Below are 25,732 nucleotides of genomic sequence, written 5' to 3'. Positions count from 1 at the left end.
TGAAAAAGCCCGGCTGGGCCGGGCCTGAATCTCTTATTAACTATTAATTAAGACAATAAAAAGGCCTGCTGAAAACTCAGCAGGCCTTTTTAATCAACAATAAACTTCTAATTACTTTTCACCTTTACCACCCACAGAACCCGAAGCTCCCGTGGTTTTTCCGGCATTTTTCACGTATTTGTCGAGCCAGTTATTCATTTCGCTCAACATGTGCATGAGTGACTCCTGCGAATCATAATGGTGACTTTCGTAAGGTAAAAATACCAGTTTCGCTGTTGCTCCCATTCCTTTCAACGCATTGAAATAACGCTCGGACTGCACTGGGAAAGTGCCCGTGTTGTTATCCGCTTCTCCGTGAATTAGCAACAGGGGGGTCTTCATTTTATCAGCGTTCATAAACGGCGACATCGTATTATAGACATCCGGTGCCTGCCAGTAGGTGCGTTGCTCATTCTGGAAACCGAATGGCGTTAACGTCCGGTTATACGCACCACTCCGGGCAATACCTGCCTTAAACAGCTTGCTGTGCGTTAATAAATTGGCGGTCATGAAAGCTCCGTATGAGTGCCCCCCTACGCCTACGCGGCTGGAATCTACCACACCCATTTTCACACCCGTTTCAATGGCGGCTTTGGCTGAAGCTACCAATTGTTCAACGTATGTATCGTTAGGCTCTTTGTCACCTTCGCCGATGATGGGGATAGAGGCATTGTCGAGAACCGCATAACCCATCGTAACGAAAGCCGCCGCACCCCAGAAACTGATGGCGTTGAATTTATAAGGCGAACCACTCACCTGACCAGCCGCATCCTTGCTCTTGAACTCAGCCGGATACGCCCACAGGAATGTAGGCAATGGACCGTCTTCTTTTTTATACCCCGCAGGCAGGTATAACGTTGCCGTTAAGTCTACGCCGTCGTTACGCTTGTAACGAAGCACCTGTTTCTGAATCCCTTTCAGTTGTGGATAAGGATCGGGGAAGAAGCTTACCTGCGTCAGAGCTGTTTCGTTTTTCTTCTTCTTTTTGGCGTTGAAATTCAGGTTACGAACGAAGTAATTCGGATTCTGGTCAACGGCTTCGCGACGGGTCAATACTTCGCCTTTTTCCGCATTCAGAATGCTTACTGGAATTTCAAAGTAAGGTGCTTCTGAACGCCAAATGATTTTATTCTCCTTCGTTTTCAGGTTTAGCACACTCACAAACGGACGGTCGCCCTCGGGAGAGGCTCCGGTTGTGTTGAGGTAATAGACTTCATTTTTCGCATTAATGTCCAGCACCTGACGACCGTACTGATTTTTCTTCGTTTCGGGCTGACCAGGATCGGAGTATTTGTCTTCGAACGAACGTTCTAACAGCACAACGGGATTAGCAGGGTCGGAAGGATTCAGAATCTTCGTCACCAGCTTCCGGTTTTGCCACCAGCGTTCAGAAACGATGGCCGTTGTAGCGTTCCCCCAAACTACGCCACCGAAACGCAACGCACTTGAGTATAAGTCTTTTGCTTCGCCAGAGAAGGGAGCTTCCAGAGCTTTCAATACATCGCGAATCGCTACTTTCTTACGGGAATCGCCGCCGTCTTTAGGCTCTACCCAGGTTACCGTTGCAGGCACGTCGGCACGCCAGTTGTAGTTACGAGGAAAAGGAATCGTGGCGTCAGAACCCCAGGGAGCATTTTCTACCAGCGGGTTATCCGTCAGCATTTTAATGGCGGATCCGTTCGTATCAAAAATCTCTACTTTCGAAGGGAAATAACGCAGCGGAACGATGTACGAGAAAGGACGGTGCACGCTTTCCACTAACACGTATTTACCATCGGGAGAAGGCGTTGCGTCACGTACCAGCATGGGCTGACCGATATTCTTCACCGAACCATCCAGTCCTAATTTCACGACCTGAGCGGTGGCGTAATACTCAAACTGCTTTTCATCCGATGGATTTTTCAGCAAATCCTGATACGTGGGAGCCTGACCTTTTTTACCCAGGTTTTCCTGAATGGTCGGCCCTACGGGTACGCGACTTACTTCAGGAGCCGCTCCGCGAGAGGCAGGAACAGTAGTAACGATCAGAGACTGAGCATCAGAAACCCAGCTCACGGGGGAACCTAAAGCGGCATTCAGGGCCAGGTCGGTAACCTTGCGAGCTGTAGCCGTAGCCACGTCGATGACGTATAACTCGATTTTCGTATCTGTCGAGTTAGTAAAGGCGATTTTCGCATCATCGGGCGACCAGCTCAGGTTAGAAATCGCGGCCTTTTGAGGTAAGCCTTTGACCTGAATTTCTTCCTTACCATTCAGTTTACGCAACTTCAGGTTGATGAGCGGAAAACCACGGCTGGGACCGTTATTAGCGGGGTTAATTCGCAGACCAGCGATGCGTAACTCGGGTTGAGATAACTCAGCGATGGAAGGGTTTGCAGCCCGTTCGGTAATAATGACCCACTGCCCTTTAGAGTCTACACTAAAACCGGGCGTTGGCGGCGTGTTCACTAAATCGGCCAGAGCTTTCGGCGGCGTCTGATACGTGGCGTCCTGAGCCTGTACAAACGAAACCATACCCAAGGCCAGAACCAGCACAAGGAGTTGTTTTTTCATGCAAGAATTTGTTAGGAGATGAAGTTCAGTACTTCGGTAATCCAATGCTCTAATTGGATGAACAAGTTAAGAGATTACCGAAGCCTTTGCCCGCCGATTCGACCAACGGTTTAAAATCGGATACAACAGCACTGCTCCCAGTATCAAAGAAGCTCCCGCATAGAAGCCCGCCGTCATTTTTTCAGCACTACCAAAAATGAGAAAGGCGAGGATAATCCCATAAATCGGCTCCAGGTTAGTGGTCAAATTCATGACAAAAGCAGAGAACGTCTGGAATAAACGTACAAAAGCCGCGTAGGCATAAACGGTACAGACACCCGCCAGAATAAGCACCCAAAGCCAGTCCCAACCCTGTGGAATAAGATTCATTTTTTCTTCAGGAGCAATCAGGAAGTAATAAATGGGCAGAAAGATCGCCGTGCTTATCCAGGCCCCGGCCATTTCGTAGGCCGTGATCCGACGAGGCTCTAACGTCCTTGCAAAAAGGGAATTGAAAATGGAAAATAAAGCCGATAACAACGCTGCCACCACGGACATGGTTAATCCTAAAGCATGGTTAAACTCGAACAGGAAAATCAGGTATAACCCTACCATCACTAATAATCCAAGAAAAACCTCCACTAGACTCAGCCGACGATGGGTAAAAAGGGGTTCGAGTAAAGCCGTCCATAAAGAACTCGTCGATAAACCTGCGAGGCATACCGAGACGTTGGAAACCCGGGCCGAGCCGAAAAATAATATCCAGTGCAGAGCCACCAATCCACCCGTCAGCAACAGACGAATGATTAATCCAGCGGAAGCTTTAGACGTAGTTTTCTGAGTTTTTAGAAAAGCCCACATCCCGATCGTAGCCAGGCCCGTTCGCCAGAAGACCAAAGCCAGCGGCGGAATACTAATCAATTGACCTAAAATGGCCGTAAAGCCAAAAATCAGCACCACAAAGTGTAGCTGCAAATACGATTGTAACGATGGTTTCATGGGAGAGTTTGGGAAGTTTTGAGTTTAGGGTTTAAAACAGTTCTGGTATCTCCAGTAACCCAAAACCCTAAACTCAAAACTCGAAACACAAACTATTTAGGGACGGTTCGGTATAGAACCAGGCCAATGAGAGAGAATACGATATTGGGTAGCCAGACGGCCAGGAAGGGATCGAACGCTCCTTTCTTGGCAATGCCGCTACTCATCATGAAGAAGAGGATATAAACAAAGGCCAGACCAAAACCGAGAGCGATCTGGAACCCCACGCCTCCGCGTGATTTACGGGCCGAAACGATAACGCCAATGGCGGTCAAAATGATGATACCGAAAGGATTAGCGATCCGGGTATAACGTTCAATCTGAAATAACACCACCCCTTCGGCTCCGCGACTCTGAAGTTTGGCGATGTGATTGTTAAGCTCGGAAAGGGTGAAGGTTTTCTCCAGATTGTTCGTATTTTCAAAATCCTTGGGTTCCAGAGCAATCGTGGTATCTATTAACTTTCCATACGTCATGGTTTCACCCGTTTCGGTAATGGTTCGAATGCTATAGTCTACCGCCGACCATTTCTTAATCTCCGGTTTCCAAACGATGTAAGCAGCCGAAAGCTTCTGAACCAGCTTATTATCTTCAAACTTTTCCAGCGTAAACTTATCGCCCTGCTGTGTGGTGTTGTTATAACTGGAAAGATAGGCGTACACACTAGGGCCTACCTGAATATGAACGTCGCGTTTGTCGAAGTAATAGGTACCCCCCTCAACGTATTTCTGCTCAAAAGCCAGTCGCTTTTTGTCAGCTGCCGGAATTACATAGGCTACCAGACAGAAAATAATACCGGCAATCAGCATGGAGGCCATCATATACGGACGCATGAAGCGAATAAAGCTAACGCCAGTGCTAAAAATGGCAATGATTTCGGTCTTTGCCGCCATGTTGGCCGTAAAGAAAACGACCGTAATAAACACCATCAACGGGCTTACGTAATTCGCCCAGAAAATGGCCAGGTTCATGTAATACGTAACCAGTAGTTCGTACGTGGAAGGTTTGTAACGAATGAAGTTTTCTACCTTTTCGGTATAGTCGATTACTAAAATAATCAGCGTTACGAGCGAAACGACGAAGACATAAGTCGTCAGGAATCGTTTAAAAATATACCAGTCTAGTATTTTCACTGCCTATGATTTGTCTGTGGTCAGTTTGCGGTTTTCAGGGATGACTTGTAAAAAATGGAATCCTTCAGCCCTGATTTATCAATGTCAACCCAGCCTTCTGAACATTCCTGATTCTATCCTTCACTCATTCCCTCATTGAACTTAAACTGAAAACTTAATCAAAATATTTCTGGCCACTTCGTAACTGACAAAAGAAGGGCCGGATTCGTTTATTTTCAATAGCATGGATCGGTCGAAGTCATTGATTTCCAGCACCGAAACTACACTTCCGGGAATTAATCCCGCTTTACTTAAAAATTGCAAAAAAGAAGCGGCGTGCTCAGAAACGCCCATCATCGTTACCTGTTTCCCGGCGGTTACTTCGCAAAGCTTCTCGTATTCAGCGGAAGGCATCTTCCCCGCTGCCGTCGGAATGGGGTCACCGTGCGGATCAGAAACGGGAAAATCCAGAAACGCATCCAAACGATTAATAAGTTCTTCCGAAGCAATATGTTCGAGTTCTTCCGCAATGGGATGTACTTCGTCCCAGCGAAAACCCAGCTTCTGAACCATAAAGACTTCCCAGAGCCGATGCCGACGGATCACCTGCAAAGCTACCTCCTGCCCTTCCGGAGTTAGCCGAACGCCCTGATACTTCTTGTAGTGGACTAGATTTTTTTCAGCTAGCTTACGTAACATATCCGTCACCGAAGCCGCTCGCGTCTGTGTTTGTTCCGCCAGGGCGTTGGTACTGACTTCATCTGCACCGGAGCCGGACAGATGATAGATCAGTTTCAGATAGTTCTCTTCTGCTAATGAAGCCATTCAAGTTTTCGGAAGTTGGCTGCAAAGGTAGATTCTCACCGTGCAAAATAAAAATTTAGGTGAGTCTAAATTTTTATTTTGATTTAACAAAACCTTCATTACATTTGTTTTACTCATTCAGACATTGCACACACAATCAGACGAATAGATCAATAATAGATGAATACGCCTATACCCAACACAGATCATAAATATAATTTATTGGAGCAGTCCCTTCCCGAATCTCATGCATCTATCCAGATTCCGCACAATGCCAGTAACTGGAAAAAGTTCATGGCTTTTGTTGGTCCTGGTTTAATGGTAGCGGTGGGTTACATGGACCCCGGTAACTGGGCAACGGATATTGAAGGTGGCTCGCGGTTTGGCTACACCCTTCTTTCCGTGGTACTGATCTCCAATCTCTTCGCGATGGTTCTGCAGCATCTAGCCTTAAAGCTAGGCATTGCGACTGGACGAGATCTAGCCCAGGCTTGTCGCGATCATTTCTCCAAACCTGTTGGATTTATCCTTTGGATATTTGCCGAAATTGCCATTGCTGCTACCGATGTGGCCGAAGTCTTAGGTTCTGCCATTGCCCTGAATCTGCTTTTTGGACTCCCCCTTACGGTGGGCGTGGTCATTACCATTCTGGACGTTCTGGTGATTCTGTATTTTCAGAATAGGGGATTCCGGGCGTTGGAAAGTATTGTGGGGGGGTTAATCTTCGTGATTCTCTGTTGCTTTGTGTATCAGATGATTGCGTCTAATCCCAGCCTCCCAGCCATTGTTCAGAACCTGATTCCCAAACCTGAAATCATCACCAACGGCCCCATGCTCTACGTGGCCATTGGCATTTTAGGAGCGACTGTGATGCCGCATAATCTATACCTGCACAGTAGCATTGTGCAAACCCGTAATTTTAATCGGGACGATACTGGCAAGCGGGAAGCCATTAAGTTTGCCACGCTTGACTCCACGATTTCGCTATTCCTGGCCTTCTTCATCAACGCCGCCATTCTGATCGTAGCCGCCGCTGCTTTTCACGCTACCGGCAATCAGGATGTGGCCGACATTACCGATGCCCATCGTTTACTCGATCCCGTTTTGGGGGTGAAGCTGGCGAGTATTTCATTTGCCGTAGCTCTACTTGCCGCCGGACAAAACTCTACCGTTACTGGAACTCTGGCGGGGCAAATCGTTATGGAAGGTTTTCTGAATCTGCGACTGAAGCCCTGGGTTCGCCGCTTGTTAACCCGCTCGATTGCCATTATTCCGGCTTTTGTAGCTACAGCATGGTACGGCGAAAAAGGTACCTCCGAGTTACTGGTTTTCAGTCAGGTAGTGCTTTCCATTCAATTGAGTTTCGCGGTTATCCCATTAGTTATGTTTACCTCGAACGCCAAAATGATGGGAGCATTTGTAAACTCTTCGGTACTGAAAGTTGTGAGCTGGGTTATTGCAGGAATTATTCTGTTACTGAATAGCTACCTGCTGATCCAAACGATTTAGTCAGGGTCTCTTATACCATTGTCCATTTTTCATCACCATCGTTACCTTTCTTAAGGCAGAAATGGTTTCAGTCGGGTTACCTTCTACGGCAATCAAGTCGGCGAGGTAACCCGATTTTATTTCCCCCAACTGCTTCATTTCAAATATTTTCGCGGGAACGGAAGTCGCCGAGCGTAACACGTCCAGTGGTTTCATGCCATAGGTGTTCATTAATTCCATTTCCCGAACATTATCACCGTGGGTAAAGACACCCACATCGCCCCCCATCACAATCGCCACGCCCGATTCCAGAGCGGCTTTGAAGCTTTTCCGTTTTTGCTGAACACGTTCGGGTTCAGCTTCCTGCCCTTTTTTCCAGCCGCGATACTGCGAAATGGCATCACTGGCCGCTAAAGTTGGGCAATAGGCTACGCCTTTATCTTTCATTAACTGAAATAGCTCTGCGGTAGCGGCATCCCCGTGCTCAATGGTTTTGCATCCGCCTAAAATCGCTCTGCGAATGCCTTCTTCGGTAGAAGCATGGGCCACTACCGACCGGCCCGATGAGGCAGCCACTTTCACCATTAACTCAATTTCTTCCTGAAGAAACGTCGCTTTCGCTTCGCCCATTAACCCCCAGCGATAGTCGGCGTAAATTTTCACGACGTCAATGCCACGCCCTATTTGTCCGCGAACAGCTTGTATTAATCGGTCGTTACCGTCGGCCTCTTCAGCTCCCTGCGGTACATTCGAGCGAGTATTATACCCTTTCGGGCCATAGCTTCCCGTAGCAATCAACGCCCGTCCGACCGTAATCATCCGCGGGCCGGGAATAATGCCTTTTTCAATGGCCTGTTTCAGACCCACATCATCGAAATCGGCTCCTTCCGTTCCTAAATCCCGAACGGTGGTAAACCCAGCTAATAAGGTTTTTTCCGCATGAATAACCGCCCGGGCAGCTCGCTCCATCGGTGATTCCTTCAAGACCTGATCGTCCCAGGACGTTTCGTTATACGGATGTAAAAACAGGTGGGAATGGCCTTCTACTAAACCGGGTAACAAAGTCTGATTCTTGAGAATGATTTCTTCCGTTCCCTCCGGCTTCTTGAGGTTAGCCCCCACGGCTTCAATTTTATTATTAATGACTAATACCTGCCAGTTCGTATGTACCTCTTTCCCATCAAAAACCCGATCAGGAATCAATAAGTACGGTTTTGAAGATTGAGCATTCACTAGCGTGCTTAGGAAGACTAAGAATACTAAAAGTCGTTTCATCAGGATGGGAAATGAGGAGTTATGCTTTTAAGATGAGGTTATGAAATCATCCTCTTCCGCAGGTTAACACCCGGGCTATTGTAAATTTAATCCCGCTGAGGTTATTATCAAGTATTAATTTAAGTAGTTCGTAGCTCTGTTTTGTATTTAATTAGTTACCATAACCCCAGCGGGGGTAACATAAATAGCACTAGGGGATAATCTAAAGAAGAAAGAAGCTGGCAGCGTTTTGAAAAGTAATAAGCCCGAAACCATACCGATTTCGGGCTTATTACTTTCAAAAGTTTGTATTACTTCAATTCTTTCAGGTCCACCAGATCCATGTCGGTGTACGTATAGTTTTCACCAGCCATCGCCCAAATGAAGGAATAAGCTGCCGTTCCCGCCCCAGAGTGAATCGACCACGGTGGCGACAAAATCGCCTGATAGTTATTCACCAGCAAATGACGGGTTTGCTGAGGCTCGCCCATGAAATGGAACACCCGCTGATTTTCAGGAACATCAAAATAGAAATAAGCCTCCATTCGACGGTCGTGCACATGGGCGGGAATGGTGTTCCAGATACTACCCGTACTCAGGATAGTCAGCCCCATCACCAGTTGGCAAGACTCCAGACCTTCGGCGTGAATGTATTTATAAATGGTACGCTCATTAGCTGTTTCCTTGGCTCCTGCCTGAACGGGAGAAGCTCCTTCTTTCGTCAGTTTGGCGTTAGGGCACACGCGGTGAGCGGGTGTAGAAGCCAGATAAAATACTGCCGGGCTGGTCGCATCGGCACTGGCAAAAGTTACATCAACCGTGCCTTTACCGAGATAAAGGGCTTCCAGTTTGCTTAATTCGTAGGTTTCGCCATCAGCGGTAACTACGCCGGGGCCACCTACGTTAATGATTCCTAACTCGCGGCGTTCGAGGAAAAAACCGGAGCGTAACTCGTCATACGTGGGTAAGCTTAATACTTCGTTAACGGGTTTCACACCGCCTACAATAAAGCGGTCATAATGGGAATACGTAAATTGAAACTGATCGTCGGCAATGACGTCTTCAATCAGGAATTGCTCCCGTAAACGGTCGGTGTCGTAGTGCCGAACGTCGTCGGGATGGTGTGCATAACGAGTCTGCATAGGAGTTTGAATAGTTGCTACAGCTAAGAAATAGACGACTTCCGTGCCGAATACCCTTCAATTGCAAAAGAAGCGAACCATTCCGATGTATCTTTGTTTTCAGTCTACAGTCTTTCATTTTTTGCGGTATTTGACTGAAATGGCCACCCTTACGACGAGCCCTGATTGCATCCATACATCGAACATTTATACTCTTGAAATCCCTCGCTTATCTTAACAAATACTTGTGGAAGTATAAAGGCACCCTTTTGCTGGGCACTTTATTTACCGTAGTTTCCAATCTTTTCGGAATTATTCCGGCTCAGATCGTCCGGCATGCCCTGGATCTGGTCAAAGAAACACTGGATCTGTATTTTCTTTTTGACGGCTCGAAAGTTCAGGCTAACATTTACGAAGATTTTGCCTATAACATTCTGATTTACGGCGTATTAATCCTCGCCATGGCCCTACTCAAAGGTGTCTTTCTGTTCCTCGTTCGACAGACGCTTATCGTGATGTCACGTCACATTGAGTTTGATCTGAAAAACGAAATCTATGAACATTATCAAACCCTGCCCTTAAGTTTTTATCGCCGGCATAACACGGGGGACTTAATGGCTCGTATCTCCGAAGACGTTTCGAAAGTTCGGATGTATGTCGGACCGAGTATCATGTACGGACTGAACCTCATTACGCTTTTTGTAATGGTCATTAGTTACATGCTTTCGGTAAGTCCACACCTAACTTTTTACGTGTTATTACCCCTGCCGATTCTTTCCGTAAGTATTTTCTTCGTCTCTAACATTATCAATAAACGTTCAGAGGAAATTCAGCGGAATCTTTCCATGCTTTCGACCAACGCTCAGGAAGCATTCTCGGGCATTCGGGTGTTAAAGGCGTACGTTCAGGAATCGTTCTCGACTAAACAGTTTGAAAATCAGTCAGAAAACTATCGTAATAAATCATTAAATCTGATTAAAGTCGATTCGTTATTCACGCCGCTGATTTTCCTGCTGGTGGGGCTTTCCAACATTCTTTGCGTATACATTGGTGGTCAGGAAGTTATTGCGGGTCGATTAACACCCGGTAACATTGCCGAATTTCTCATTTATGTGAACATGCTGACCTGGCCAGTAACGGCTCTGGGCTGGACGACCTCACAAATTCAGCGGGCGGCGGCTTCACAAACCCGGATCAATGAATTCCTGCAACAGAAAACAGATCTTGTTTCTACCGAAAATCTACAAAAAGAAATTTCAGGAGACGTTGAATTCAAGCACGTTACCTTCATTTATCCCGATTCAGGTATTATTGCTCTGAAGAATTTTAACCTGCGTATAAAAGCCGGAGAAACGGTAGCCATTCTCGGTGGAACGGGTTCGGGTAAGAGTACGCTGGCGAACCTGCTGACTCGCATGTATGATACCTCTTCGGGGGAAATTCTGATTGATCAGGAAGCTATTCAGGCCTATGACATTCCGACGCTGCGTCGTCAGATGGGTTATGTGCCACAGGATGTGTTCCTGTTCTCGGATAATATTTCGAATAACGTACGGTTCGGGCTGCCCGACTTACCTCAAGATAAAGTAGTTCAGGCCACGAAAGACGCGGATTTATACGGGAACATCATGGATTTTCCAGAAGGTTTTGAAACTAAAATCGGAGAACGCGGCATCACCCTTTCCGGGGGTCAAAAGCAACGGTTAAGCATTGCCCGAGCCATTGCCCGGGAACCTAAAATTCTGATTTTGGACGACTGTTTATCTGCCGTTGATACCAAAACGGAATCGACGATTCTTTCGAATCTGAAAGGTATTATGCAAAATCGTACTTCACTGATTATCAGCCACCGGGTATCTTCTGCTAAACTAGCCGACCAGATTGTATTACTCGACGAAGGCGAAATTGTAGAGCAAGGCACGCACGAAGAATTAATGAAGAAAAACGGGGCGTACCGTGAGTTATACGAAAAGCAGTTGCAAGGCGAAGAAGCTTAGTAGGTTGAGCGTTTTGAGTTCAGTTAATCTACTTACTCGCAGTCGCTCGGCTCTAGCCGAGTGACGCAATAGCTGTAGGCCTCTGGACGTCTGACTCAAAAAAGATGTGTTTTTTGTACTAAATGTAGAGACGCGACTTTATCGCGTCTGGGTAGAGGCAGTTTCTGTTAAGCCTTTCACTGTTTAAGACAACAGACAGGAATTTCACACCAGTTAATCCTATTCAATCCTTCTCTCATTTAATCATTCAATACTAATAAAAGGCCTGTACGGCTTGCCATAGACCTAATAGAATGAAACCCCAGCCAGTTACCAAGCGAATGGTTTGGGGTTTCATTTTTTCCAGAATGCGTTCCCTATTAATAAAGGTAAGCTTGGCGTACAGGTAATTCATGGCGAAAGACCCCGCCGTTGCTCCGAGTATAAAAGCTATTTCGTCAAAGAAAGTATCGATGGAAAGTTCGGCTTTTCGATTGAACCAGACGGCGGCTACTAACCAGAATGGGATTAACTGCGGGTTGCAAATATTCAAGACCATTGCCTTTAGAAAAGCCTTTCGACTTGCAGGCTGGTCGTCGGTGACCTCATTTTCGGTAGCAGCAGTTGGCGAATCGGGTGTTTTTTTATTGCGTAAAGTGAAGAATCCAACTAGTAATAAAATGGGAATAATCGACCATTGAAACCAGATCAGTACGTCGGGTACTTCTTCGAGCCAACGCATCCCTCGAATGGCCAGAATGCTCCCAATTACTTCCGGCAATGAAGCTCCCACCGATGCCCAGAATCCGACCCGAAGATTTTTCTGAATAACGGATTGAACAACACTTAATTTAACCGGCCCCGGATAAACCGAACCCAGGAATCCGACTGTCAATGCAACAATAAAAATCGATAAAACTTTCATAAATGACCGACTCGTGCGTGGGTAAAATCGCCAGTCAGGTTGTCCTAATTCATGAAAAAGCTATTCCATCTTTAGGATTCCCAGAAGAAAAGAAGGGCCTGCCAAATCCCAACGGCAATGAATAATAAGCCAATAATTCGCTCCATCCATTCAATTTTCAGGTATTTCATCAAACGATCCTGATACTTGCGGGCCAGTGTAGCGTAAGTACACTGCAAAGCGAAAGAGCCCACACTGGCTCCCGCAACAAAACCCGCCTGGTGCCAGCCTGTTTCTACCCGCAGCCAGGGGTAAATCTGATAATTCAGCAGAATAGCAAACCAGTAAATCGGTAACTGTCCGTTAATTAAAGACAGAAAAGCACCTTTCAGAAAAGAAAGTTGGGAGGTCTTCGTCTGGGGAATTTCTGGATTTACCTGCGGTTTGCGAAGGAGGGCCAATACGCCCAGTAAAATCAGGATAGGGATAACGATTAGCTGTAATAGCTTTAATCCGGTGGGGTAACGTTCCACAAAATGAATGCCCTGCAAAGCCAGATAGCCGTAAGGAATTTCTATGATAGCTCCTCCCAAACCAATCCACAAGGCAGCGGGAAAATTTTTTCTCAGTACAGACTGAATCACCGAAAGGTTAACCGGACCGGGATGAATGGAACCGGCAAAGCTGATAAAAAAGGTTACAAAAAAAAGGATAATCGTTTTCAAGGCATCGTTAGATCAGCCACAAAAATAAAAAGATCGCTTCTGAAAGCGATCTTTTTATTGAGCTAAGCCCTAAGTTCTACTGCTCTTTTACCCATTTAGCTACGCGGACAGCTTCGGTGATTTTATCAGCAACCGTCTGCCAGTCATTCGCCTCAACCAGATGTTTTGGGAACAACTGCGAACCAATGCCCACGCCACGCACCCCAGCGTCAAACCAGCTTTTCAAACTAGCCTGCGTGGGTTCTACTCCACCCGTTACCACGATATCGGTCCAGGGCATAGGGCCTTTGATCGCTTTTACAAACTCAGGAGAGGAAGCCTGACCGGGAAATAATTTCACAATTTCGGCTCCCCATTCTTCAGCTTTGGATATTTCAGATAGCGTAAAGCAACCGGGCATCCAGGCAATTTTGCGGCGATTACAAGTAATGGCTACATCCTGGTGTAACACGGGTGCAACGATAAAATCAGCTCCCAATTGCAGATATAACGTTGCTGACGCAGCATCTACAATGGTTCCGGCCCCTACTACTAAGTCGGGGAAGTTCTTCTTACCAAATTTCCGTAACTCCGAATACGTTTCGTGGGCATAATCGCCCCGGTTCGTAAACTCACAAATCCGAATACCGCCTTCGTAACAGGCCGTCAGGATTTTCTTAGCAACTTCTAAATCATTATGGTGGAAAATCGGCATAATCGGATTTTCCAGTAAGGTTTGATAAACCTGTAATCGCGTGAAACTAGCCATTGTAGTTCAGAGTTTTTTGTTTGGAGTTTTGAGTTTTTGCTTCTAACCAGTCTCAAAACGTTGACTCCACTATCACTATAATAATCGTCTAAATTTATACTCTTATTTTACCATTTCGTGATTAAAATTTGAGTATCTCTTTTACAAGCAAAATACCTCCAAACTCTAAACCTAAAACGCTAAACCTAACTTACCTGCTCAACCGTCCGCTCGTGTCTCCGTTCATTACTGTTTCGATTTCAGCCACGGATGCCAGGTTAAAATCGCCTTCAATGCTGTGTTTCAGAGCCGAGGCTGCGGTGGCAAAATCGATTGATTTCTGATCGCTATACCCTTTAATCTGACCATAAATAAAACCAGCCAGGAAAGCATCCCCACCACCAATACGATCCACCATAGGAACCATTTCGTGTGTGATGGTTTCCAGTAGTTCCCCATTCCAGCAACGGCCCGATAAGGTATTGTGAGAAGCCGAAACAGAACCGCGTCTGGTATTAATAATCTTCTTTACGCGAGGGAATTTCTCCTGAAGTTGTTCGGCGACTGAAATAAAGCGATCTCCTTCTCCTTTAGGTCTGATGTCAAATAACTCTTCAGCATCACCTTCCGCACAAACAATCACGTCACAGCCAGCGGTCAATTCTGTCATCACTTCACCTGCCGGACGACCCCATTTCCAGAGGTTTTTTCGGGAATTTACATCCGCTGAAACGCTAATTCCTAATCGATTCGCCGTTTCGACGGCTGCTTTACAGGCCAAATAAGCTCCTTCTGAAATAGCCGGAGAAATACCCGTGAAGTGAAACCACTGAGCATCGGACAGAATTTCTTCCCAATTGAATTCACTGGGGTCCATCTGAGCGAAAGAAGAGTTTGTACGATCATAAATGATTCGACTGGCCCGCATCATGGCTCCCGTTTCCAGAAAATACGTTCCGATCCGATCACCACCCTGAATAATATCCTGAGTCTGAACTCCGTAGCGACGTAGCATCGCGGTAGCCGCATAGCCCCAGTCGTTATCAGGAAAACGGGTTACGTGACTAGCGGGAACATCAAGGTAAGCCAGAGCTGCGGCTACGTTTGCCTCGCCGCCACCAAAGTTTACATTGAGACTTGTCGTTTGAACAAATCGGGCGAAACCGGGCGTACTCAGCCGCAACATAATCTCGCCAAAGGTGACAACTTTTTTCATGCAGGGTAGTAATCCTTCTGAGGTAGAATATAAATTATCTGACGTTCAGCTATTTCTCCGAACGTCAGACTCATTCCTAATAAAGAGACGCAAATAAGCGATAAATACCCGTATAATCTTTGGGTAATCGTTCTATTGGCTCCATTCGGTTGGGGTGCGGTCCCACCGATGGTTTTTTAAATCCTGCAATAAGGCTGGCATTAAGCCTTCTCCGTCGGAAGCGGCCATGTTTGCTTCTACATTTTTGATCTTCCGCATACCGGGAATAATCGTTCCGACATCAGGATTACTTAAAATAAACCGCAAAGCCATTTCAGGCATGGTCATTCCAGCCGGAATGAGCGGACGTAAAGCCTCGGCGTGGTGAACGCTGTCTTTGAGATTTTCAGGAACGAAATACGTTGAACGCCAGTCGTCGGCGGGGAAGGTAGTTTCTTCGGTCAACGTTCCGGTTAATGTTCCTTCATCGAACGGCACGCGGGCAATAACGGCGACATCAAGTTCCTTACAAAGCGGGAATAAGGCATCTTCGGGAGCCTGATCGAAAATATTATAAATTACCTGTACTGAAGAAATAAGGCCCGTTCGAAGCGTTTCCAGCACGTTTTCGGGTTCCCAGCGATTTACAGAAATGCCCCAGTGGGCGACTTTTCCTTCCTGCGTTAATTTCTGAATGGCTTCTTTCCATTCATCATGCGTGGCCCAGGCATCTTCCCAAACGTGAAATTGCTGCAAGTCAATCTGCTCGACTTTCAGGTTTTTCAGGCTCTTCTCGGTGTATTCGATGATGTGTGAAGCAGGAAAGCACTCTTCTAACGTATAGTCTGGTTTAGAAGGCCATTTGAAATTTTTGGGAGGAATTTTGGTAGCTGCGTATAAGCGACGATCCGAGTGGCGTTTAAGCAAATCGCCTAGAATTTCTTCACTTTTTCCGGCTCCATAACCCCAGGCTGTATCAAAAAAGTTGCAGCCTAACTCTACCGAGCGATCCAGCGATTTATTTACTTCTTCAATATCAGAGCCGGTCCAGCCAGCTAGTCCCCACATGCCATAACCCATTTCGGAAATCTTCCAGTCGGTACGGCCAAATCTACGATAGTTCATATTGTCGAGAGGTAATCATTGTTTAGTATGTAGCTGTAGCAGCCCGTTACTTTTCTCAAAGGTATAACAGGATTTTCAGGGATTACCCGCTTTCAGCAAATTTCAGAGGCTCTACTAAATCTATGCAAGACGAGTCAGTGGGTGCTTACGATACTTCGCGGATTATACATTCTGACTGTACATATCCTTCACGGAACCAAATCCGATGACATCCTTCACTGGGGGGTCATCGCTTACTTCTGCGGCCCGCATTATTTTTCTGCTTCCGTGTTTATCCCGTAATTCATAATACACTTTTCGAAGTTTATCCTTCCGAACATTGTCTTCAAAAATTTGATACTGCACCAACTGATCCGGTATAAAATGCCGAACGCCTACGCCGATTAAAACTAACCCTGAATTAAGTATAGATTCGGAGGAATGCTGCCACTGGGCCTTGGTAGCCGCCCGTTTCAGAATCAGATTGAATAAGGCTACTCCGTCCTGAATGGGCATTTGAAACAGCATTTCGTCGCTATACGTCCTTCCCTCTTCGTATTTCGCCCAAAAGAAGGCCGTTTTGCAGAATACATTCTGTTTGACCATGCGTCGTTCCAGCGTCTGACAGAGCATAAAGAGGATTTCTTCCAATACTTCCGGGAATTGCCTTTGACTCCGCGACAGGTGCCGCATGGCCTGCATACTTTTGTACGCGGGCGTGTATTCGGTGTCTATTTCGTAAAAATTGAGTCGCAAGTGCCAGTGCCACCCAATGATGCTCCGACAGGCCGCACGCAGAAATTCAGGATCGGCATAACGCAATTTTAGCGGAGAATCAATACCGGAATGCTGAAGCCGACGGGCCATCCCTGTGGCAATACCCGGCAAATCTACTAACTCCAATTGGCTTAGAATCAAATCAATGTTATCGGGTGTAATGACAGTTAACCCATTGGGTTTAATCAGATCAGACCCCAGCTTAGCCAGAAATGCATTGGGGGCAATGCCGATGGAGCATTGGAGGTAATCGCCTACTTCCTGTTTGATGGCCTTTTTAATAGCAGAGGCAACTTTCTCCAGATCATGATAGATCAGCCGATGATTGGTAAGAATGACGACGGCTTCATCAATGCTTCGCGGAATGACCTGATCCGAAAATCGTTTTAGAATTTCTATGATTTTGGTATGATAATCCCGATACTTTTCCGGGTTGGTAGGAAGTGGCACCAAATCCGGGCATATTCGCATGGCTTCATTCAGACGCATTCCGAGTTTGATACCTTTCTTCTTGGCTTCGATAGACGGAGCTATCACACAGCCAAACTGACTTGGATATACGCATACTGCTACGGGTCTGCCCCGTAGGTAATAGTTATCCTGCTGCTCGCAACTAGCGAAGAAGCTGTTCATGTCTACAAAAAGTACCGCTGCTCCCGGAGGAACTCTGAATTCGTTCATAATTCAAAATCAATACTTTCTGAGCAAGAAAACAAGCTTTTTGATTAAATTATAAAGACAATTAAGAGCATTAAAATATCTATTGATTAAAAATTATATTCATTTTATATATTTTGTCTTGTTTCATTGAACATTTGAGCATTAGTAGTGTTCGTGTGCTTCTTGTATTTCGCTGACTATCTTTTGTTTTTACAGACTTGAATAGTATCCTGAGTTAGTAATCGAGTCCGTCCAGACCGGGCCCATCCAGACCGGGTCTATCCATTATGTAACCCCGGATTTCATCCGGGCTATTCGTATTGGAACCCCTCTGGGGTTATAGTGTGTAGTGGCCTCGCCGTTGCCAGCTTTTTCGCTGGCAACATGAGCCATTGGCAGGAAGTTACTAAATCACTGGAGTTTAACTGTAGCACTGCATCAATCCATTAATCACAGTTTTACTAATGATTCCATTGAGATTTAACATAGACCGACCCCAGTCTGTGTAAATGATAGATATTAACTTATAGAGGTGACTCATGTAAGTAACTCCTATTGCCAGCAAAAAAGCTGGCAACGGCAGGGCCACTACACACTATAACCCCGGAGGGGTTCAATACGAATAGCCCCGGGTGTAGCCCGGGGTATTGCGGATAAACCTAAATTAGATAATAATTTGAGGAGTGACTCCCGCTAGTAACTCATGTTGCCAGCGAAAAAGCTGTCAACGGTAGGACCGCCATATACTTTAAACCCCGGAGGGGTTCAATACGAATAGCCCCGGGTGTAACCCGGGGTATTGCGGATAGACCTAAATTAGATAATAATCTGAGGAGTGACTCCCGCTAGTAACTCATGTTGCCAGCGAAAAAGCTGGCAACGGCAGGCCACCACATACTTTAAACCCCGGAGGGGTTCCATACGAATAGCCCCGGGTGCTAACCCGGGGTAATACGGATGGGACCGGTCCATCTAGACCGGGTCTGGATAGTACCCGGTCAACACCCTGATTAAATCTGAAAACTATCGGCCTGTTTGTAAGCTTCAATTAACTTTTTCTCGCCTTCCACGCCGCGAAAGGAAATGCCGTGTTCCATACCGAAGATGAAATCGCGATTGGTTTCTTTCATCTTCTTGTAGATATGCTTGAAAACATTCTGGTAATTAATTTCTCCTGAACCGGGTTCGTTCCGGCCGGGGTTATCCCCCATCTGGAAGTAAGCAATTTCGTCCCAGGCCCAGTCGATGTGCGGAATGATATTCCCCTCGTTTTTCTGCATGTGGTAAATGTCAAACAGAATTTTACAGGAAGGACTATTCACCGCCCGGCAGATTTCATAAGTCTGATCGGAAGTGCGGAGGTATAAATCAGGCGTATCGCTCAGAGGCTCCAATACCATAATCAGGCCGTGTGGTTCCAGCATTTCCGCTCCGCGACGCAGGGCATCAATAACGTTACCAGTCTGAATACCAATGGGTAAGTTACGTTGAAAGTCACCGGGAACCACCGTCGTATATTTAGTTTTACAACGTTTAGAAACCTCAATTGCGTTTTGGCAACCTTTCAGGAAAATGTCTACGTGCTCTTTCTTGCCTGCCGCCAGCGTATTAGCCCCATTTCCACCTTTATGCAAAACAAATACCCCCATTTCCATGCCCAACTTCGTCAGCATGTCACCGATTTTGGTTTGCTCAGCCTCCGGGCGGCCCGTCATGCCATTGTCTTCCAAAGCTTTGAAACCCTGATCAGCCATGAACTGTAATTGCTTGAAAATGTCCTTTCCGGCCAGGTTTTCAAACATTCCAAAGTGAGGAGCATATCTGAGCTTAAAAGTGTGAGCAGGTGGTGTGGCTGCGGAGGTCTTTATACCACCAAGCATGGCAATGCCAGCAGCAGCAGAGAGGTTTTTAACTAACGTACGACGTAACATGTGATGAATTTAGAGGTATTATATTCAAGCTGAACGGCCAGATTTTCAGACTGCCATCGGGAAATTCTGTCGTAAGGTATAGTAAATTTTTAATTACTTATACTCCAAATGGCCTTCAAAAACTTTAGCTAGTCCATGAATAATGATCCGTTTTAGAAAAGGCCCCAACAGGCCTTCCCCAAAATACCCTTTCACAAAAAGAATTATTAAAAAATTCAGACGTTACGCAAACTAATTAGACCAGTCAGATCGTATATGAAAGATGTTTTATCTAAGTCAGATTTTCCCCATTTTTGGGTCAAAAATGGCCAGATTGTGTAAACATCGAGCTTTGAGAAGAACTGAGGATAAGATTGATGCTTCTACAAAAACTATTCAATCCTTAGGAACTTAAGCAAAAGATTTGCCGTTTCTTAATAATGTCAGTATTTTTCAACTGCCTTCTCCACTAGAGCTTTTATTCGATTAGTACGTTTTTTCACCAACCAAACGAACACTAAATGAACAAGTCACTAGCGATTCTGGTCGCTTCGACCCTGGTTTTTGTCTTCTCACTTGGATTTATTAATCGCTTTACTTTTAACGAGAAAAAAGAAATCCCCCTCTCAAAGACCATCGTCGTTAGTCCCGATCAGGAATGGGTAAGTTTGTATGATAGCTTGGGCCTTAATACCCTTGGCTTATCCTCCGAAGCATTTCATTATGCCTGGTATGGCTTCCAGCGGATGAAACTACAACAACCCATTATTGCCATTGCTGATTTCAGCCAATCATCACGTAACAAACGCTTGTACGTGATTGATTTACTGAAAAAGAAAGTAATTTATAACACTTACGTAGCTCACGGAAGAAATTCCGGTCAGGAATTCGCTACTCATTTTTCCAATGCCAATTCGTCCTATCAGTCCAGCCTTGGGTTTTACCGGACTTTAGGTACTTATCAGGGAAAACACGGCCTTTCTCTCAAACTCGAAGGTTTGGAAAAGGGAATTAACGATCAGGTTTATAATCGTGCAATTGTTATGCACGGAGCTGATTACGTGAGTGAATCTTTTATCAAACAAACGGGTCGTTTAGGTCGCAGCCAGGGTTGTCCGGCCGTTTCCTATGCCGATCACAAAATCCTGATTAATCTCCTAAAAGGCGGCTCAGGGTTGTTTCTGTACTCACCCGATGAGACGTATTTAAAAAAATCAGACCTGTTAGCTGGGTTTTCAGGTTCCCCCGCTCACAAGCCTGATCAGTTAGCAAATCAGGCATCCCAGCCGTATACGTCTTTATAATACACTAGCTTGCCATTCTCGTCAATGTCTGCTCCTAAGTATAGCAGAAATACGGGTACTTTTTGAGGCAAAGCATGCGACTCTGGCGGGAGAGAATAGGCTCCATTTTCTTCCAGAGAATCATTCTCAAGCAATTTCTCTCCTGCCATGAAGTTAGCCAGATCTGTAGGTCGTTGCACCCGCACACAACCATGGCTCCGCCAGCGTTCATTTTTTGCAAACAGGTAACGGGCGTTGGTATCATGCAGGTAAATCGCCAGCGGATTTTTCAGTTCTACTTTTAATAACCCCAGCGAATTATCTGCTCCAGTATCCTGGCGTAATCGATACGGAAATTTATTTACCGAAAGAGCCGCCCAGTCCACATCTTCGGGATCAATGCGATTGCCTTTCGAGTCAATTACCTCGATATTATTTGCTTCCAGAAAGCCTGTATTATTCTGAATTTTGGGCAACATCTCCTTTACGGCAATGCTACGGGGCACGTTCCAGTACGGATGCGTAATGATCTGCGTAGCGTAGGTATCCATGCCCGGCGTGGCCTTGTCTTTCTTACCAGCCACAACCCGCATTTTTAAATCTACCTTGCCCGACGAATCCATTCCTACCAGATAGGCTCCCCGAATGTTAACCAATACCAAGCGAGATGATTTTTTCGCCTGCCGATGAATCCATCGATACGCGTTAAGCGATTCGGCTACCCACTGAGCACTATCTGATTTATTTTCTGTCAGCAAGCGAGTATATTCCTGTTTCAGTCGGTCATACGCTGGATAGTTCGGCTCCAACTGCTTCATAGCATCGGCTACGTCCACACCCTGTACGATACTCCAACCCGCCATTCGTACCGCAGCCGAATCAATGGGTTGTACTTTCTCAACGTACTTCATATACTTGGGCTTATGTCCAAAACCGATTTCAGAGAGTAAGGCAAATCCAGAAGCTTCTGGATCGGTGAAAGTCTCCGTTTCAATACCGTTTTTCTGAGCATATTCCACCAGCTTTGCACGAACTTCCTCTTCATTCAACTCCTGCTTCAATGCCTCGTCGGTTCGTTCAGAAGCTTTTTCGTATTTCTTTTTACAGGAGGTTATTAAACTAATGCAAAGAAGTATAGGTATTAGGTATCGCAGTGGTCTGTTCATAGCTTTGTAACTAAAGTTTATTGCTATTTATTATCAAATAGTTATGCTAAAATCCAGCCTGAACATTATTGCTGATTATCAATTAGTTAATTAACATCCTTCTTTAATAATATGTGTACAATATTCCCCAATTGTCTTTTTAGTTAAACCGTGACGGGCAAAGCGACACTCTGATACAAACGCGTAATTTTCTCCCGAAACTGCTCAATTAACGCTTCAGGACTGATAATCCGCCCGTGCTCGGCATAGAGTATAAACCAGCGAAGAATAGCTTCGGGCCAGGCCGTAAAAAAAGTCATTTCGACGTAATCGCCTACTTCTGTCTGATCCACGAAACCGTATTCGTATTTCTGCGTTTCCAGGTATCTCATCATCGTCTTTTCTACCTCAATAACTACCGTCTGAAGCTTGCGATTGGAAGCATTTTGCTGGAGATATTCTTTCAATAAGGGGTGTTCCCGGCTAAAGGGAATGGCGGTAAGGTGTAAATTACGAATACGATCGACCCGGAAGTCACGGTATTCTAACCGAAGATGGCAATATGCCACCACATGCCAGCAATCATAGGCATAAAAAATCCCGATGGGTTCGATCAGGCGATCGGTAGACTGCTCTTTATTAAAAGCCTTATACTGAACCTGAAGGCTTCGTTTCTCTGAAATACTTTGAAGAATGGGATGCAGAAACGCATGTTTTGCATTTGCCAAACCGGGCGGTAATGGTTTCTGCCGGATTTCGATGCGGTTCTCTATGTGCTCAAGCAAACTCTTCTCCGAACTTCGTAAGACCGATCTCACCTTATACATCGCCGACTGATAACTCTCCCGGATGGAATTGTCGGTTAGCTTCTCAATGAGTTTTTCAGCCGTCAAAAATGCCGTTGCCTCTTCGCGGGTAAACATCACCGGTGGCAGCCGATACCCTTCCATGATGGAATATCCCACGCCCGCTTCGCCAATAATCGGCACTCCTGCTTCGCAAAGCGTATTGATATCCCGATAAACCGTTCGCAGACTAATCCCAAAACGATCGGCAATGTCCTGAGCTTTCACCACCTTTCGGGATTGCAACTGAATTAAAATAGCGGTTACTCGGTCAATACGGTTCATGGCAGGCAGATGGTTAAATCAGGGCTTGTTCATCCCTACCCCTAAACTACTAATGGCTGGCGAAGATGCCAGCCATTAGGGTATGTTTTCCTCTAAAATAGATTTAGAATCTCATTAATCGTTCGCCAGTTTCGAGTAGTGGCTTTTACTTTGAGTTTACTTTCCAAAAAAGAATTACTCAGTTTGGCTCTACCATAGCCGTCAGGGAATTGAAGGAAAATATCTTTATTCTTCAACACCAACTGCTCCGTTCCCAGGTCTAACGAATGTAAATTAGTCCACCTTTCGGGAGAGGGCTTTTCTGCCAAAAACGTGACGTACACTGCTTCAGTGGTTTCAAACGGATTATTGTTTATGACTTGTTGTAACTCAGCCGCAGTTCGAATGAAAACCGTTACGTCAAACCCATAAGTAGCTTCAATGGTACGCTCAATCTTCTGTTGAATAAGTACTTGATCTTCCTGCTCGGTTTCAAAAACGACATTACCACTTTGAATGTAAGTTTTCACGTTTGTGAAGCCTAACTCTTCGTATAAAGTCTTTAAACCAGCCATCGGAATTTTTTTATGTCCGCTGACATTAATTCCCCGAAGTAACGAAGCAAATAATGGCATCGAGTCCTTAGGCGTGAGGCATTTTAGAAGCTAATACATTTACCTGCTCGATGATCGGGGGGCCTGCCAGCAAGTGTGGAGCATTCGCTAAGAGTGCTTCGGCGATCTCACCCGAAAGGTGAGCCTGACGGCCTTTTTCGTGCGGGAACGTATCAAAAATACCGAACGTTGTGGGTGAAATCTGAATGGCGTACCAGCTAATAGTTTCCGTTTCTTCTTCGGCCAGATGTAAGGCGGCTTGAATAAAATCTGCTACTTCCTGCTCTTTTCCGGGCTTCGCTTCCAGGCGAACCAGTAATGCTACGTTTACCATGATCTTCTTGTTAAATGTCATTAAATTGTGCTTTACAAAGAACTAAGAAATAAGCGAATAACAAATATTCTGTGCCAGAATTTAGAATCTCTGCAATTCTTGTGATGATTAACTTTCAACTTTTCTGTTTAGCCTGGCAACGGGCTTTTCACTTTTCTGGTTAAACCCTGCTTTTATCGCTCCTGCCTCGTAATCTTCCGATAGAAATCGGTTTATTTAAGCGATGTTTTACTAATCCTATCTTTCATCATGGAATCAACCTCTATTTCTACAAGACGGCTTAAGGCAATTCTTGGAGGTTCCGTCGGAAATCTGGTGGAATGGTACGATTGGTACACCTATTCGGCCTTTGCTCTGTATTTCTCCTCGGCCTTTTTTCCATCCGCAGATCCTACAGCCCAATTACTCAACACTGCCGGAATCTTTGCCATCGGTTTTCTCATGCGACCGCTCGGCGGCTGGCTTTTTGGTACCATCGCTGATAAGATTGGCCGCAAAAAATCCATGACCTTTTCCGTATTACTCATGTCACTGGGTTCATTACTTATCGCCGCAACCCCAACCTATCACACCATTGGCCTGGCAGCTCCGGCGATATTACTGGTCGCTCGCTTATTACAGGGCATTAGCGTGGGCGGAGAATACGGCGTTTCGGCCACCTATCTCAGCGAAATGGCCACTGCCGATCGTCGGGGCTTTTATTCCAGCTTTCAATACGTTACCCTCATCGGCGGGCAACTCATGGCTTTAGGCGTTCAATTGATTTTACAGAAGCTGTTATTAACCGAAGAGCAAATTCACGACTGGGGCTGGCGAATTCCATTTGTGATTGGAGCTCTACTTTCAGTCGTGGCCTTATACCTCCGCCAGCATTTGCATGAAACCCACGCTTTCGAAAAAACAGTAACAAAGAAAGAAAAAGGAAGCATCCGGGAGTTATTACGGCATCCTAAAGCCGTTTTCACGGTGATCGGGTTAACGATGGGCGGTACCCTCGCGTTTTATACGTACACGACTTATATGCAGAAGTTTCTGGTTAATACGGTTCATCTGACGAAGGGCCAGTCGACCCTGATTTCGTTTTTGTCTCTACTGATTTTCGCACTGTTGCAACCGCTCTTTGGGTTACTGTCTGATCGCATTGGCAGGCGGCCCTTACTGCTGGGTTTTGGTATCGCTGGTACACTCGCCACGGTTCCTTTGTTAACGGCACTCAGCCACGCTACTGGCCAATGGGAAGCCTTTGTACTCTTACTCATCGCCCTCCTTATTGTAAGTGGTTATACCAGCATTAATGCCGTAGTGAAGGCCGAGTTATTTCCCGCCGAAGTTCGGGCTCTGGGAGTAGGCTTACCGTACGCCCTGACCGTAGCCATCTTCGGTGGCACGGCTGAATACATCGCTCTGGATCTGAAAAAAGTAGGGCACGAACCTTATTTTTACTGGTACATTACCGGAGCTATTTTCATTTCGCTGCTGGTGTATGTATTTATGAAAGATACGCGGGATACTTCAAAACTGAAGGAAGACGCCTAGCTATTGGAATTCATCTTTTTGTAGAGACGCGACTTCATCGCGTCTAGCCGGAGGTGAAAATAATTGGCTAGTAATAAGTATCGCCTTTGTTGGAACACGTAACTCATTTTGAATCATCAATAAAAACCGCCTCTACCCAGACGCGATGAATCGCATCTCTACCTTACTTGCATTGCTTTTTCACGTTTGTGATCCCTGATCGTTAGGTAGTCAACTCAAAACTTCCGCCCTGGTTGGTGTCTTCACCAACCATTAGGCTTAGTAATGCTGGTGAAGACACCAGCCACGGCGGAAAATTATTTTAAATTAGCACCAAAGCCATCTCTACCCAGACGCGATAAAGTC

Annotated in this window: 21 protein-coding genes; 4 read left to right on the top strand and 17 right to left on the bottom strand. The window is 45.8% G+C overall.

Features of this window, described 5'->3' with window-relative positions:
* Window positions 1-111: 111 nt before the first annotated feature.
* From QE357_RS04680 to QE357_RS04665, 4 genes are all read right to left on the bottom strand, one after another.
* On the bottom strand, window positions 112-2,592 hold the full coding sequence (locus QE357_RS04680) for a prolyl oligopeptidase family serine peptidase (RefSeq protein ID WP_309706218.1): 2,481 nt from the start codon (window positions 2,590-2,592) through the stop codon (window positions 112-114).
* Between the two features lie 66 nt (window positions 2,593-2,658).
* Window positions 2,659-3,570 carry a DMT family transporter gene (locus QE357_RS04675; RefSeq protein ID WP_309706216.1) on the bottom strand — a complete coding sequence of 304 codons (912 nt, stop codon included), beginning with the start codon at window positions 3,568-3,570 and terminating at the stop codon, window positions 2,659-2,661.
* Window positions 3,571-3,662: 92 nt separating this feature from the next.
* Complete coding sequence (locus QE357_RS04670; protein WP_309706214.1) at window positions 3,663-4,742, bottom strand: LptF/LptG family permease; 1,080 nt, start codon at window positions 4,740-4,742, stop codon at window positions 3,663-3,665.
* A gap of 141 nt (window positions 4,743-4,883) precedes the next feature.
* Window positions 4,884-5,546, bottom strand: a complete 663-nt coding sequence (locus tag QE357_RS04665) for a metal-dependent transcriptional regulator (protein WP_307142192.1) — start codon at window positions 5,544-5,546, stop codon at window positions 4,884-4,886.
* 159 nt (window positions 5,547-5,705) lie between these two features.
* On the opposite strand from QE357_RS04665, the gene QE357_RS04660 reads away from it, so the two are divergent.
* Window positions 5,706-7,034, top strand: coding sequence for an Nramp family divalent metal transporter (locus tag QE357_RS04660; protein WP_106637957.1), 1,329 nt, complete (start codon window positions 5,706-5,708; stop codon window positions 7,032-7,034).
* On the opposite strand, the gene QE357_RS04655 is transcribed toward QE357_RS04660, so the two are convergent.
* A complete protein-coding gene (locus QE357_RS04655) occupies window positions 7,035-8,288 on the bottom strand; it encodes an amidohydrolase family protein (protein ID WP_106637956.1) in 1,254 nt (417 codons plus the stop codon).
* A gap of 290 nt (window positions 8,289-8,578) precedes the next feature.
* Window positions 8,579-9,409: a 5-dehydro-4-deoxy-D-glucuronate isomerase gene (gene kduI, locus QE357_RS04650; RefSeq protein WP_309706208.1), complete on the bottom strand. Its 831-nt coding sequence runs from the start codon at window positions 9,407-9,409 to the stop codon at window positions 8,579-8,581.
* A gap of 194 nt (window positions 9,410-9,603) precedes the next feature.
* Here kduI and QE357_RS04645 point away from each other — a divergent pair, with 194 nt between their 5' ends.
* Window positions 9,604-11,385, top strand: coding sequence for an ABC transporter ATP-binding protein (locus QE357_RS04645; RefSeq protein ID WP_309706206.1), 1,782 nt, complete (start codon window positions 9,604-9,606; stop codon window positions 11,383-11,385).
* Between the two features lie 253 nt (window positions 11,386-11,638).
* Here QE357_RS04645 and QE357_RS04640 read toward each other — a convergent pair whose 3' ends face one another.
* The 7 genes from QE357_RS04640 to QE357_RS04610 all read right to left on the bottom strand — a co-directional run bounded on the left by QE357_RS04640 (window position 11,639) and on the right by QE357_RS04610 (window position 19,387).
* A complete protein-coding gene (locus QE357_RS04640; RefSeq protein ID WP_106638331.1) occupies window positions 11,639-12,289 on the bottom strand; it encodes a LysE family translocator in 651 nt (216 codons plus the stop codon).
* 71 nt (window positions 12,290-12,360) lie between these two features.
* Window positions 12,361-12,993 carry a LysE family transporter gene (locus QE357_RS04635; protein ID WP_309706203.1) on the bottom strand — a complete coding sequence of 211 codons (633 nt, stop codon included), beginning with the start codon at window positions 12,991-12,993 and terminating at the stop codon, window positions 12,361-12,363.
* A 76-nt stretch (window positions 12,994-13,069) separates the two neighbouring features.
* Entirely contained in the window at window positions 13,070-13,741 is a 672-nt protein-coding gene (locus tag QE357_RS04630; protein ID WP_106638333.1) for a bifunctional 4-hydroxy-2-oxoglutarate aldolase/2-dehydro-3-deoxy-phosphogluconate aldolase, read from the bottom strand.
* Between the two features lie 190 nt (window positions 13,742-13,931).
* Complete coding sequence (locus QE357_RS04625; RefSeq protein ID WP_309706200.1) at window positions 13,932-14,936, bottom strand: sugar kinase; 1,005 nt, start codon at window positions 14,934-14,936, stop codon at window positions 13,932-13,934.
* Window positions 14,937-15,068: 132 nt separating this feature from the next.
* Window positions 15,069-16,040, bottom strand: coding sequence for an aldo/keto reductase (locus QE357_RS04620; RefSeq protein ID WP_309706198.1), 972 nt, complete (start codon window positions 16,038-16,040; stop codon window positions 15,069-15,071).
* A gap of 162 nt (window positions 16,041-16,202) precedes the next feature.
* Complete coding sequence (locus QE357_RS04615; protein ID WP_309706196.1) at window positions 16,203-17,477, bottom strand: DNA polymerase IV; 1,275 nt, start codon at window positions 17,475-17,477, stop codon at window positions 16,203-16,205.
* 989 nt (window positions 17,478-18,466) lie between these two features.
* Entirely contained in the window at window positions 18,467-19,387 is a 921-nt protein-coding gene (locus QE357_RS04610) for a TIM barrel protein (RefSeq protein WP_309706194.1), read from the bottom strand.
* Window positions 19,388-19,887: 500 nt separating this feature from the next.
* On the opposite strand from QE357_RS04610, the gene QE357_RS04605 reads away from it, so the two are divergent.
* Window positions 19,888-20,670 (top strand): murein L,D-transpeptidase catalytic domain family protein, encoded by a 783-nt coding sequence (locus QE357_RS04605; protein ID WP_309706193.1) that lies wholly within the window; start codon window positions 19,888-19,890, stop codon window positions 20,668-20,670.
* Here QE357_RS04605 and QE357_RS04600 read toward each other — a convergent pair.
* The 4 genes from QE357_RS04600 to QE357_RS04585 all read right to left on the bottom strand — a co-directional run bounded on the left by QE357_RS04600 (window position 20,640) and on the right by QE357_RS04585 (window position 23,851).
* Window positions 20,640-21,815: a L,D-transpeptidase family protein gene (locus tag QE357_RS04600; protein WP_309706191.1), complete on the bottom strand. Its 1,176-nt coding sequence runs from the start codon at window positions 21,813-21,815 to the stop codon at window positions 20,640-20,642. The two genes, QE357_RS04605 and QE357_RS04600, sit on opposite strands and share 31 nt — an antisense overlap.
* Before the next feature lie 143 nt (window positions 21,816-21,958).
* The gene (locus tag QE357_RS04595; RefSeq protein ID WP_309706189.1) at window positions 21,959-22,924 is read right to left on the bottom strand and encodes a YafY family protein; all 966 of its coding nucleotides are present in this window, start codon (window positions 22,922-22,924) and stop codon (window positions 21,959-21,961) included.
* A 92-nt stretch (window positions 22,925-23,016) separates the two neighbouring features.
* Window positions 23,017-23,538: a DUF1697 domain-containing protein gene (locus QE357_RS04590; RefSeq protein ID WP_309706187.1), complete on the bottom strand. Its 522-nt coding sequence runs from the start codon at window positions 23,536-23,538 to the stop codon at window positions 23,017-23,019.
* 7 nt (window positions 23,539-23,545) lie between these two features.
* Window positions 23,546-23,851 (bottom strand): putative quinol monooxygenase, encoded by a 306-nt coding sequence (locus QE357_RS04585; RefSeq protein ID WP_106638341.1) that lies wholly within the window; start codon window positions 23,849-23,851, stop codon window positions 23,546-23,548.
* A gap of 249 nt (window positions 23,852-24,100) precedes the next feature.
* Between QE357_RS04585 and QE357_RS04580 the strand changes: the two genes are divergently transcribed.
* Window positions 24,101-25,387, top strand: coding sequence for an MFS transporter (locus QE357_RS04580; protein ID WP_309706185.1), 1,287 nt, complete (start codon window positions 24,101-24,103; stop codon window positions 25,385-25,387).
* Window positions 25,388-25,732: the final 345 nt, after the last annotated feature.

The sequence above is a fragment of the Siphonobacter sp. SORGH_AS_0500 genome (assembly GCF_031453245.1).
GTDB lineage: Bacteria > Bacteroidota > Bacteroidia > Cytophagales > Spirosomataceae > Siphonobacter.
Note: the sequence above shows the minus strand (reverse complement) of the source record. Positions and strands in the feature narration are given on the sequence as shown.

Coding starts and splice junctions, on each gene's coding strand:
- QE357_RS04615 (WP_309706196.1), bottom strand. CDS start 17,477: ATGAACGAATTCAGAGTTCCTCCGGGAGCAGCGGTACTTTTTGTAGAC.
- QE357_RS04665 (WP_307142192.1), bottom strand. CDS start 5,546: ATGGCTTCATTAGCAGAAGAGAACTATCTGAAACTGATCTATCATCTG.
- QE357_RS04620 (WP_309706198.1), bottom strand. CDS start 16,040: ATGAACTATCGTAGATTTGGCCGTACCGACTGGAAGATTTCCGAAATG.
- QE357_RS04630 (WP_106638333.1), bottom strand. CDS start 13,741: ATGGCTAGTTTCACGCGATTACAGGTTTATCAAACCTTACTGGAAAAT.
- QE357_RS04585 (WP_106638341.1), bottom strand. CDS start 23,851: ATGGTAAACGTAGCATTACTGGTTCGCCTGGAAGCGAAGCCCGGAAAA.
- QE357_RS04610 (WP_309706194.1), bottom strand. CDS start 19,387: ATGTTACGTCGTACGTTAGTTAAAAACCTCTCTGCTGCTGCTGGCATT.
- QE357_RS04595 (WP_309706189.1), bottom strand. CDS start 22,924: ATGAACCGTATTGACCGAGTAACCGCTATTTTAATTCAGTTGCAATCC.
- QE357_RS04655 (WP_106637956.1), bottom strand. CDS start 8,288: ATGAAACGACTTTTAGTATTCTTAGTCTTCCTAAGCACGCTAGTGAAT.
- QE357_RS04590 (WP_309706187.1), bottom strand. CDS start 23,538: ATGCCATTATTTGCTTCGTTACTTCGGGGAATTAATGTCAGCGGACAT.
- QE357_RS04675 (WP_309706216.1), bottom strand. CDS start 3,570: ATGAAACCATCGTTACAATCGTATTTGCAGCTACACTTTGTGGTGCTG.
- QE357_RS04660 (WP_106637957.1), top strand. CDS start 5,706: ATGAATACGCCTATACCCAACACAGATCATAAATATAATTTATTGGAG.
- kduI (WP_309706208.1), bottom strand. CDS start 9,409: ATGCAGACTCGTTATGCACACCATCCCGACGACGTTCGGCACTACGAC.
- QE357_RS04640 (WP_106638331.1), bottom strand. CDS start 12,289: ATGAAAGTTTTATCGATTTTTATTGTTGCATTGACAGTCGGATTCCTG.
- QE357_RS04680 (WP_309706218.1), bottom strand. CDS start 2,592: ATGAAAAAACAACTCCTTGTGCTGGTTCTGGCCTTGGGTATGGTTTCG.
- QE357_RS04600 (WP_309706191.1), bottom strand. CDS start 21,815: ATGAACAGACCACTGCGATACCTAATACCTATACTTCTTTGCATTAGT.
- QE357_RS04625 (WP_309706200.1), bottom strand. CDS start 14,936: ATGAAAAAAGTTGTCACCTTTGGCGAGATTATGTTGCGGCTGAGTACG.
- QE357_RS04580 (WP_309706185.1), top strand. CDS start 24,101: ATGGAATCAACCTCTATTTCTACAAGACGGCTTAAGGCAATTCTTGGA.
- QE357_RS04605 (WP_309706193.1), top strand. CDS start 19,888: ATGAACAAGTCACTAGCGATTCTGGTCGCTTCGACCCTGGTTTTTGTC.